At 28.8% G+C, this 11,492-nt stretch carries 12 protein-coding genes; all 12 read left to right on the forward strand.

Going from position 1 to position 11,492, the window contains the following annotated elements; all coding sequences use genetic code 11:
- Window positions 1-14 precede the first annotated feature (14 nt).
- The 12 genes from surE to H8707_RS00625 all read left to right on the forward strand — a co-directional run bounded on the left by surE (window position 15) and on the right by H8707_RS00625 (window position 11,424).
- A complete protein-coding gene (gene surE, locus H8707_RS00570; RefSeq protein WP_262428199.1) occupies window positions 15-767 on the forward strand; it encodes a 5'/3'-nucleotidase SurE in 753 nt (250 codons plus the stop codon).
- Between the two features lie 78 nt (window positions 768-845).
- Complete coding sequence (tpx, locus tag H8707_RS00575; protein ID WP_262428200.1) at window positions 846-1,361, forward strand: thiol peroxidase; 516 nt, start codon at window positions 846-848, stop codon at window positions 1,359-1,361.
- A gap of 68 nt (window positions 1,362-1,429) precedes the next feature.
- Window positions 1,430-1,909 (forward strand): 23S rRNA (pseudouridine(1915)-N(3))-methyltransferase RlmH, encoded by a 480-nt coding sequence (gene rlmH / locus H8707_RS00580; protein WP_262428201.1) that lies wholly within the window; start codon window positions 1,430-1,432, stop codon window positions 1,907-1,909.
- Between the two features lie 80 nt (window positions 1,910-1,989).
- Entirely contained in the window at window positions 1,990-3,993 is a 2,004-nt protein-coding gene (locus H8707_RS00585; RefSeq protein ID WP_262428202.1) for a recombinase family protein, read from the forward strand.
- 237 nt (window positions 3,994-4,230) lie between these two features.
- Window positions 4,231-4,737, forward strand: a complete 507-nt coding sequence (locus tag H8707_RS00590; RefSeq protein ID WP_262428203.1) for a PDDEXK family nuclease — start codon at window positions 4,231-4,233, stop codon at window positions 4,735-4,737.
- A gap of 143 nt (window positions 4,738-4,880) precedes the next feature.
- Complete coding sequence (locus H8707_RS00595) at window positions 4,881-5,348, forward strand: RuvC family protein (protein WP_262428204.1); 468 nt, start codon at window positions 4,881-4,883, stop codon at window positions 5,346-5,348.
- A 63-nt stretch (window positions 5,349-5,411) separates the two neighbouring features.
- On the forward strand, window positions 5,412-5,660 hold the full coding sequence (locus H8707_RS00600) for a hypothetical protein (RefSeq protein WP_262428205.1): 249 nt from the start codon (window positions 5,412-5,414) through the stop codon (window positions 5,658-5,660).
- Window positions 5,661-5,840: 180 nt separating this feature from the next.
- A complete protein-coding gene (locus H8707_RS00605) occupies window positions 5,841-6,242 on the forward strand; it encodes a helix-turn-helix domain-containing protein (protein WP_262428206.1) in 402 nt (133 codons plus the stop codon).
- The gene (locus H8707_RS00610) at window positions 6,229-7,491 is read left to right on the forward strand and encodes a PBSX family phage terminase large subunit (protein ID WP_262428207.1); all 1,263 of its coding nucleotides are present in this window, start codon (window positions 6,229-6,231) and stop codon (window positions 7,489-7,491) included. Before H8707_RS00605 ends, H8707_RS00610 begins: the two co-directional genes overlap by 14 nt.
- A gap of 21 nt (window positions 7,492-7,512) precedes the next feature.
- On the forward strand, window positions 7,513-8,922 hold the full coding sequence (locus H8707_RS00615; RefSeq protein ID WP_262428208.1) for a phage portal protein: 1,410 nt from the start codon (window positions 7,513-7,515) through the stop codon (window positions 8,920-8,922).
- Window positions 8,923-8,937: 15 nt separating this feature from the next.
- Window positions 8,938-10,008: a phage minor capsid protein gene (locus H8707_RS00620; protein ID WP_262428209.1), complete on the forward strand. Its 1,071-nt coding sequence runs from the start codon at window positions 8,938-8,940 to the stop codon at window positions 10,006-10,008.
- Between the two features lie 855 nt (window positions 10,009-10,863).
- The gene (locus tag H8707_RS00625) at window positions 10,864-11,424 is read left to right on the forward strand and encodes a recombinase family protein (protein WP_262428210.1); all 561 of its coding nucleotides are present in this window, start codon (window positions 10,864-10,866) and stop codon (window positions 11,422-11,424) included.
- Window positions 11,425-11,492: the final 68 nt, after the last annotated feature.

The following is an 11,492-nucleotide window of genomic DNA, read 5'->3' on the forward strand; positions in this document are numbered from 1 at the left end:
TAGGAGGTTGGTTAATGAAGATTTTAATTACAAATGATGACGGTATAATGTCTGATGGAATCTTTGCTTTGGCAAAAGAACTTGAGAAGGACAACGACGTAACAATCGTAGCTCCGGAGGTCCAAAAAAGTGCTCAAAGCCATGCTATTACATTGAATAAACCGTTGGTAGTGAAGGAAATAAAACTAGAAGGATTAAAATCAAGGGCTTATAGTATATCAGGAACTCCGGCAGATTGTGTTCGCGCAGGTATGGAAATGTTGGTAGATGAAAATATTGATATAGTAATTTCCGGGATAAATATGGGACTTAATTCAGGAATGGATATATTGTATTCGGGAACGGTATCGGCTGCTATTGAGGCAAATATATTCAATAAGCCTGCAATAGCTATATCTGCTGAATGGATTGACGGGAAAGCAAACTATGAAATAGCTAGTAAATATGCCAGAAAAGTTCTTGAAGAAACTAAGGAAGAATTGTTAAGGACAAATATAGTTTTAAATGTAAATACTCCTTTTGAATTAGAGGACATAGAGAAGGAAATTAAGATATGCAAAATAGGGGGAGTAATATTTGACTATTACTATATGGACACCGACGAGAACGGAGAGAATGTACTCAAACTCAAAGGACGTAAGGAATCTCAACCTGATGAGGGAACAGATAGATATTATTTATCTAAAGGATATGCAACATTAAGCCCCCTTTTCTACGACCTAACCAATTTTGAATTATTGGAAGAAGTAAGAGATTGGTTTAGATAGTGCATATTAATGATGTTATTGGGTAATTATAAACTACATTTAGATAATATCTTGGATACTTTTATAGGGGGGATTTAAGTGATTGAAAAAAGGGCAAATATAATTACTATGAAGGGAAATCCTATGACTTTATTAGGACCGGAAATTAAAATAGGCGATAAAGCACCGGATTTTACAGTATTGACCGGGGATTTGAAACCATATACTTTAAAAGATGCAGGCGATAAGATTAAAATCATATCTGTAGTCCCATCATTAGACACGGGAGTGTGTGAACTGCAGACCATTAGGTTTAATGAAGAAGCTGCAGATTTAGATAATGTTGTAATACTTACAATATCCGTAGATTTGCCTTATGCTCAAAAGAGATTCTGCAGTTCAAATAATATAGACAAGGTCATAACCTTATCGGATCATAAGGATCTATCCTTTGGATTAAACTATGGATTTGTAATTGAAGAATTGAGATTATTATCCAGAGGCATAATTGTACTGGATAAGGACAATACAGTAAGATACGTTGAATATGTAAAGGAAGTATCGAACCATCCCGATTATGATAAGGCATTGGAGGAAACAAGAAAACTATTATAAGGGTAAAAGCGATGCAAATATTTATTGCATCGCTTTTTAAATAAAAATTTAATAAGGCAGGAATACTTGTGAAAATTAAAATTATTTCAGTAGGGAAGATTAAGGAAAAATATATACAAGAAGGAATCAAAGAGTTTTCCAAAAGATTGTCCAGATATTGTACCTTAGATATTGTTGAAATAGATGATGAGAAGGTACCGGAAAGTTTGTCTAAAAAAGAAATGGAGATTGTAAAACAAAAAGAAGGAGAGAGGATATTGGGAAAAATACCGCCGAACTCCTTTGTTATAGCATTATCCATAGATGGAAAAGAGCTTTCCTCAGAAGATTTAGCATTTAAAATTCAAGATTTAATGATAAATGGGACAAATGATATCACCTTTATCATAGGAGGCTCAGTAGGATTGTCAAATGAAGTGCTGAGTAAAAGCAATTTTAAATTATCTTTTTCAAAGATGACATTTCCCCATCAATTGATGAGGCTTATATTGTTGGAGCAGATATATAGGTCTTGGAGGATTATAAATGGAGAACCGTATCACCGCTAATACAGGACTCTAATTAACCGTGTTTTTTTTGTGTTATGCTAAAAACATAAGGAAGACATGTAAAAAAGGAGAAATGTATTATGGGTAAGGTAGCAATTTACACAAGGGTATCTTCGGCGAAGCAAGCAGCAGAGGATAGATATTCGCTTGAAGTACAAAGAGAGAAATGTATTTACTATTTAAAATCGCAAGGCTACAAAGAAGAAGATTTTCTGTTTTTTTGTGATGCAGGAATTAGCGGAACGACTATAGAACAAAGAGATGAACTTAAAGAGTTATTAAAACAATTACAAGAACCAAATAGCAACATAGAAGGTATCTGTTGTTATGATTTAAGCCGTATTAGTAGAAGTATAAGTCATACTTTAGAGATTTTTAAACTTTTAAAAGAAAATCAACTCAAGTTATATACTGTAGACGGTGCGTTTCAAGGAGATATAAACAATCAAACGGCTAAAATAATGGTTTCTATCTATAGTATGCTAAATGAGTTGTTTATCGACCAGTTAAGAGAGCGTGTTAAAGCAGGTTTAGAAAAATCCGTATTAAACGGTAATTACTACGGAGGACCCGCACCTTTAGGTTATAAATACGAATTTTATTCTACTAAGCAAGAAGAAGATAAAGATTTTAAACAAGACAAAAAGACAAAAAAGAAAGATATAAAAAAAAGATTAGTCGTAGATGTAGAAGAAAAGCAAATTGTAGAATTAATATTTAACCTTTTTACTAAGGAAAAATACAGTATAAAAAATGTTGCACAATATCTTAATTTAAACGGGTATAGAACAAGAAAAGGTAAACAATTTGCAACTGCTACGGTTCAAAAAATATTAGAAAATCCCGTGTATGCAGGTAGATTATTTTGGGGAAAAAGGAAACAAAAGAAAAAAACAGAGCAAGGTGTAAGGATATGGGAAAAGACAGATATTTATAGTATAGATTTTTACGATTTACCACAAGGAAATCACGAATCAATAATTACGGAAGAATTTTTTTTAGAAACTGTAGAAAGATTAAGAAGTAGAAAATTAGTTAGACAGAATAAAGATATGGCTGAAGCAATGTCTAATGTAACTAAACAAGAGTATTATGATGCACATAAAAAAATGTTCATTAATATTTTGCATTGCCCGAACTGTAATGGGAAAATGACATCTTCTTTACAACCTGGACACAGACGAGCAGACGGTAGTATATCAGAAGCGAAAGTGTATTATAAATGTTCAACATACAACGCAGGGAAAAACATCTGTGACGGCTATTATAGTGTTCAAGAAGAAAGGGTATTTGCCTTAATCAAAGATGATTTTTTTAAAAGGCTAAAAGAAGCGTTTTTACTTGTAAAAGAGTATCAAAATTATTTACGAGAGAAACACGGGACAAGAGAAGAAATGATTTTCGATGCAGAAGTTAATAAAATTAAGGAAGATATAAAAAATCTTGAAAAAAATGAAAGCAGACTTATGACTAAGATGGATAGTCTTATTGAACGACAACTTGATGAAGATAAAAATACAATAAAATATAAGCGACTAGAAAAAATGATAAAAGAAACGGAAGATGAAATTGAAAAGGTGCAAGAGTTAAAAAAAGAACAACAAAATAAAATAATATCAGCGGAAAAGCGAAGAGAAGCGTTATTTACAGAAGTTAAAAAACAAGAAGAATTTAAAAACATAGAAGATTATTTTACTTCGCTTACATTGCTTCAAAAAAGGGAACTTTTAGAAAAAGTTTATAATAAAATTGTTATAGATACTATAAGCAATGCAAAATTTGGGCCAAAAAAATTAAGTTTAAAGGAAATAGAATATAATCAATATTCTAGCGTAATAGGATTATGTAAAATATTAGGAGTTCAAGATTTTAAGGAATTTAACAAATATCTAAGGTTAAGTAAGAAAAAAGAACTTAATCTTTTAGAACAATACTACGCAGATGCTGAGGAATATTTAATAGATATAGAAAAACAAAATAAAAGTGCTAAATTTTATAAATATATCGATGAATTAGATAAATATGTAAAAAATAACAATGAGGAAATCGAAGAAATAGAAAAAATGATAAAAGAAAACTTATAAAAGAAAAACATTTATTATAACACTTGTTAAAATAACAGGTGTTTTTTTATGTATTTTTTAGAAAAAAAATACTTGACATTAAAAAGTATCTTTCTGTATTATACTTACAACATAAAACAGAGAGAAGGTGGCACAAACGAGAAATAGCAAGCCTTACGAGAATTTTTAATAAAGAAAAAATATAATAAAAATAGATAAATATTAAGCACATCTTCCCATAAAAGGGAGATGATGACTATGAAATATATTAAATTACAAAATGAAGATTCTTTTTACAATAAAAAGAAAATTGGTGATAAAGGAGAACAAATAGTTAGTAAACTTTTAGAAAATAAAGGATATACAGTAAAAAATGTTACAGATAAAACCGAATGGCGAAAAAAAGATGTAGATTTACTTTTGTATAAAAATAATAAACTTACTAAAAAAGTTGAAGTAAAAACAGAAAAAGCAGGAACGGTGACAGGTAACTTTTTCGTGGAAACAAAAAGTAATGGTAAACAAGGTTGGATGTTTTATACAGAATCAGATTATCTTTATGTAGTTGTTCCAGACAAAAAAATTTATGTAATTTATACGGAAGAATTTAGAGAATGGTTTAAGGATAATATGTATAAATGTAAAATTAAAAAAGCACCAACAACAGGAAGTGATGGTAAAGTATTATATTATAATTGGGGCAGATTAGTTCCTTTAAATATTTTAGATAATTTAGAATTTATTTATTCTATCCCATTAAATTAAATTTAAAAAATACTTGCAATTATAATATATCATTTTATATCTTATACTTACCTCCATTAAGTTTTTTATAAAATATATTACTTTAGGTTTTTATTTAAAAGGTGGTATTTTTATAAATACCCCTTTACATAGGAGGTGGTAATATGAATATACTTGCACTCGACCAGTCTACAGCGCTAACTGGTTTTGCAATATTTAAAAATAAGAATCTTAAAAAATCTGGTTATTTTAAACCGTCTGGAGAATTATTTATTCGTATACAACAAACTAAAGAATACATACGGGAATTAATTATAGATAATAATATAGATTATGTGTTTTTAGAAGATATCCAATATCAAAAAAATCAAAAGACATATAAAATTTTAGCCAATTTGCAGGGTGTAATTATTAATTTACTTATAGAGTTAAATATACCTTTTGAAATAATTCCCCCTTCCGTTTGGAAATCTTGGAACGGGATAAAAGGAAGAAAAAGAGCAGAACAAAAAGAGAATACAAAAGAGAAGTGTAAAGAGATTTACGGAAGAGATTTTAGTGAAGATGAAGCAGATGCAACTTGTATTGGACTATACGGACTATATATATTAGAACAAAAGGATGCTATTTAGCAACAAAGTATGCTATTTAGTATCTTTTTATTATGTTATACTAAAAATAAGGAGTTGATATATTTGAGTAAGGTAATTATAGAGTGTAATAGTCTAATAGAAAAATATAAATTAGATAAGGAAGTAATTTTAAAACAATTAGAAGTAATTAATATAAAAGAAAATAAAGATTTTATTCTTACTTATAGTAAAGACTTTAAATTTACTTTAGTGGGAGAAATAAAAGATAATAGTATAATTCTTACAAATATAATAAAAGCCATTGCTTATAAAAAAGTAGATAATTCAGATATTCTAAATATAATTAAATAAAAGTATATAAATTCTTACTAAAAGCCCAAAACGGGCTTTTTTTTATGCCTTTTTGTCCCCTTTTGAATTATCAATATGAGTTTTTAACTTGAAAATGCTTTAAATGATTGGTTATAAAGAACGAAGTAAAGTTTTGCAACAAAAAACATAAGAATTTTTCGCAAAAGGGGGGCGATAAAAATGGCACGTCCTAGAAAAGTAATAGATATGGATATAGTAGAGAAATTGGCATCAGAAGGATATACAGTAGAAGAAATTGCAGCAAAAATGGATGTAAACAGAAGTACATTATATCGCAGAAAGAAATTTTTAGAAACATATTATAAGGGTTATTACAAATTTAATACAAAAGTTAAAGATGCAATAAATAAAAAAATTCAAGCAGGTGATGTAAAAACTCTTTTATATTTAGCAGATAAACGAAAAATCTATAAAACTGAATTAGAAGAAATTGAATTAAAAATGAAAGAAATTGAATTGAAAATAAAAGAGAAACAACTAAATAATGATGATACTGACGGAAATTTTGATATCGTTGTAACGCTTAAGAAAAAAGGTAGTGATGACAATGAGCAAGATTAATATTCAATTTGATGAAGAAATTTTTAATACGGCTTATTTACCGTATTTGACTGACTTCTCTAAAAGGTTTCTAATTTGGTTTGGCGGAAGAGGTTCTGGTAAAAGCCATAGCGCTGCACAACGAATTATTTACAATGTATTATCAATTAAAGGATTTAATGTGCTTGTTGTGAGAAAATGGTTAAATGCAAACAGAAACAGTACCTTTTCACTAATTTACGGATTGATATTAGAATACGGATTATCCCGTTTTTTTAAAGTGAATCAGCAGGATATGACTATTACTTGTTTAGTTAATCAAAACCAGATTCTTTTTAAAGGACTAGATGATAAAGAGAAAATTAAAGGGATAAAAGCATTAAACGGTAATATAAAACATCTTTGGATAGAAGAAGCGAATCAAATTACACAAGATGATTTTATATATCTTAATAACTCTTTGCGTGGTTTTGACGGATATAATATTCCTTATAATATCTTATTAACCTTTAACCCTGTTTCGCAGTTAAGTTGGTTAAAGTCTTATTTCTTTGATACTACAAATAAAAGTATTAGAAATAAAACTGAAATATTAAAAACTACTTATCATTCAAATAGATTCCTTGATAATGATTATATTGAATCACTAGAATCCTTAAAAGATATAGATTATATAAAATATTGTGTTGATGTATTAGGCGAATGGGGAAGTTTTGGAAATATTATTCTTTCTAATTGGGAAGTTAAAGATTTATCGTTATCAAATATTTGGAGAGATTATGATTATTTGACGTATGGTTTAGACTTTGGTTATAACCATCCATCCGCTCTAATTTTGGTTGGAATAAAAGATGACAATGTTTATGTTTTGAATGAATTATACGAAAGAAAATTGACTAATACGGAATTAATTACAAAGGCAGAGAAGTTTATAGTAGATAGGAATATTTCAATTATTGCTGATTCTGCCGAACCTGATAGAATTAAAGAATTTCGCAATTATAATTTTCTTTCTATTCGTGGAGCAGAAAAAGGGAAAAACTCTGTGAAAATGGGGATTGATTATTTAAGAGGAAGAAAAATTTATATAAATACTAAATGTGTAAATACAATTAAAGAAATTCAGAACTGGCAATACAAAGTGGATAAAAATGGAACTGTATTAGAAGAACCTGTTCCGTTCCAGGATGATGCGATTGCCGCTATTAGATATGCTACAGAACAATTCTGGGGAAGTAAAAACGGAGTTGGTTTTATTAAATTAAAGTAACATAAAAGGGGGTATGTACCTATGCTTACAGATTTAAAATTTTTACAGGTTGGACAAACTTTTCCACCTGCAACTGAAAAAGAAAGATTAGAAAATTATATAGATTATAAAAAACTTTTTGAAGGTAAACACGAAGAAGTTTATAAGAATCAATTTAATAGAATAAAAAGAATTAATAATGATTATACAGAAATTGTATCTTTTGATATGATTTTAAACTATCATCAACTTGTTACTAAAAAAGTAGCCGATTTACTTGTGGGTGAAACACCTAAAATTACTATTCAGGACAAAAATAAACAAAAGATTTTAGATGATATTTTAAATAAAAATGATGTTTTTAATTTAATGTATATAACAGCGATGGATACAAGTAGATACGGCGTTGGACTTTTTTACCTTTATAAAGAATTAAACAAAGGTGTAATAGATATAACACAACCTGCGATATGGTTTCCTATTGTAAGCCCGAGAAATGTAAGAAAAATACAATATCATGTTCTTTGTATTCCACGCCAAATTAATGACAAAGAAACAGAATTATATTGTGAAATCCACGAAAAAGGTAGGTATACAATAAAATATTTTTTAATTCGAAACGGAAAAATTGTTAGAGAATTTACTGATGAAGAAAAAACAATAGAAACTGGGTTAAATGATTTTGCTATTATTCCCGTAACTAATCTTATTACAAGTGATAATATTTTTGGAATTTCTGACTATGATGTAATAGATACTATTGTTTCTGAACTAGAAGTACGTTTTTCCCAAATATCAAAAATTCTTGATAGACATGCTGAACCAAGTATGCAAGGACCCGCTAGTGCGCTAAAATACGATAGAAGAACAGATAGTTATAGTTTAAAGACAGGTTCGTATTTTGTTGTAGAAGGAACGGATGGAAAAGTGAACTATCTAACATGGGATGCACAACTTGAAGCAAACTTTAGATTTATACAAGAATTACAAAATGCACTTTATACGCTTAGCGAAATGGGTGGAACAATTTTAGGCGATAAAGAAAATGTAAATGGGAATATAAGTGGTATTGCTTACAAACTTAAAATGGAAACTGCTTTACAAAAGGTTAGCAGAATAAGGAATTCTATGGATACAGCAATTAGAAAGGCAATTTCTGGTTGTGCTAAAATGGAAGGTTATAACATAGCGGAAAACGAATTAATTATTGAATGGAAAGATGGATTAACAAATGACGATAAAGAAGAAGCAGAAATTATGCAAATTAAAAATGGTAATAAGCCTACATTAAGTCACGTTACTTCTATTATGATGGCAAATGATATGAGCCGTGAAGAAGCAGAAGAAGAATATGAACGAATAGTGCAAGAAGAAATGGAAGCCAATCCTCTGCTTATTCCTAATCCACATTTATTAGAAGATGAAGAGATAGATGAAGAGATAAATGAGTAAGAGAGGTGATGTTAAATGGCTAAAAGAAAACTATCTTATATAGAACAACTAATTAGATTATTTACAGCCTCTCAACAGGAACTTATTCGTTTATTACAAACTATAGAACCCCGTGGAACAGTAGCACAATATAGAAAAGAATTATTAAAACAGACAGATAAGGAATTAGCCTTACTGTTAAGCAAGGCTACTCCATTAATGGAGTCTTTAGTACAACAATCTTATGTACAAGGAATAATTTATGTAAATAGAAAACTGGGTAAGAAGATGATTAGCACTAAAGAAGCAGAGATTTTAAAAGAGTTATCTAAAACACATCGTAAAACTATTAATGTGTTTATTAGGAATAAATTGGGAGATTTAAACGATACTAATTACTTTATAGGTAGACAGATAAAAGATAACATTCAGAGAGCCACAGAGGAAGCAATAGGTTTAAAATTAAGCACAAATGAGACATTAAGAGAATGTAAGAAAAATATATTAAAAAACTTTGCAGAGAACGGTATTAGTGCTATAAAAACGAAAAATGGACGAGAAATTAGAATGGATGCTTATGCAGATATGGTAGCAAGAAGCACAACAAGAGAAATAACAAATACGGCTACTATTAAACAAGTTAGCGAATTGGGTTATGATTTAGTAAAGATGTCGGAACATCTTGGAGCCTGTCCTATTTGTCAAACATATGAAGGTAGGGTTTATAGTATATCTGGTAAGGATAAAAGATTTCCCAAACTGGATATTGCGTTTAGTTCTGGTTATGCTAATATACACCCAAGATGCCGTCATGTGCTTGAGCCTTTCGTAGAAGAATTAAACGATGTAGATAAATATATTAAAATAAGTAATGAACCTTTTAAAGAGCCGTCAAAATCCAGTAAACAAGTGCAAGAATATTATAAACAACAAAGAGAAAAACAAATACTAAGAAATGATAGATTGCAGTGGGAAAAGTATAAGACAGTTCTTAAAAATGAAGCCCCTGCGACACTTGCAGGATTTAGAAGAATGAAAACAGCCAATAGTGATAATTATAAAGAAATAAAGAGAAAATATAAAGAGACTTTAGCGAGAGAAAATTAAAGAGAAAAATATAAAAAATAAATAAAAAATACTTGCAATTACAAAGTATGTTTATATAATATACTAACAATAACAACTTTACAGAAAATAATTAAAGAACGGAAAAGTATTCATAATTTAATCATCTCCTTTTCTATTAAGGTGGTAGGCTTGTTCGGTAATGAGCCTATCACTTTTTTATATTTAATTTTAGGGTGTAAACCCAAATGGGACTTTATATAGATAGACTTTATATAGATAGTATTACAATTCTCTACTATTCTTTAACTACTTTAAAAGTTTTTTATTTTATACGCTGCATTATTATAGTTTATACGTTATACTGTTTATAAAAGTATATTACTATTTATAAATGTTTAAAAAGTAGTGTGTTAGACTTTTTTAAATACTTTTTAATATAGTTTTTAGTTGTTTATAAAAGTATACTTTATTAAACAATATAGAGTTATTATTGCTTAACTGTTTTTCGTTTTGTAAAACTCAAAAAAATAAGAGCCTTGTAACAGGCTTAAATACTGGCTTATATCGAAACCCAACGTCATATCTTATATAATATATTATTAAGAAGTCATGTTGGGTTTTATATTAAAAAACAAATACAACCTAGTATTCCAAAACATTCAATCCAGTTCATTAATATGTTTTTGGATACAATGTATTACTAATATTCCAGGTAATTAAATACAAATAAACCGTATAAGAAAATCTTTAATATAGTATATAAATTATTATTTAAAAAACACTTTATAAAAAAGTATACTTTGTAATAAAGTGTGTAATTTAAAACCTTTAGCAATACTTTTCGCAAGAAAACAGTTATGCAAATTATATTAAGTATAATAGGAGTGATAAAACGTGCAAAGAAATTATGCGTATTTGCGTGTTAGTACGAAAGAACAAAATTTAGATAGACAGTTAGATGCTATATATGATTTAGATATACAAATTGATGAGAGGGATATATATGTAGACAAACAAAGCGGTAAGGACTTTAACCGCCCAGAATGGCAAGCATTAAAGCGTTCTATTCGCACTGGGGATACATTATTCATTCATAGTTTGGATAGGTTAGGAAGAAATAAACAAGGAATTTTAAATGAATGGCAATGGCTTATAGATAATAATATTTATATTGTAGTTTTAGATATGCCTCTTCTTGATACAAGAAAATACAAGGATTTAGATGGAATAGGAGAATTAGTTACTAATTTAGTCCTTCAAATTCTTTCTTGGCTTGCTGAACAGGAACGAACTAATATAAAAGTAAGACAACGAGAAGGTATAGATTCAGCATTAAAAAAAGGTGTAAAATTTGGACGTCCTTCTGTTCAAAAACCAAAGAATTTTAAAGAGATATATAAACAATGTATTTGTCAAGTGAAAATTCCTCTATATTCTAATCCAAAATTCCTCTAGTTTAGGTAAAAAAATTATTGCTTTTCTAACCAAAGCTGTGTTTCTTTTAATCTATAAGAATTGCCATT

The sequence above is a fragment of the Paratissierella segnis genome, from assembly GCF_014385195.1.
Lineage (GTDB): Bacteria > Bacillota > Clostridia > Tissierellales > Tissierellaceae > Paratissierella > Paratissierella segnis.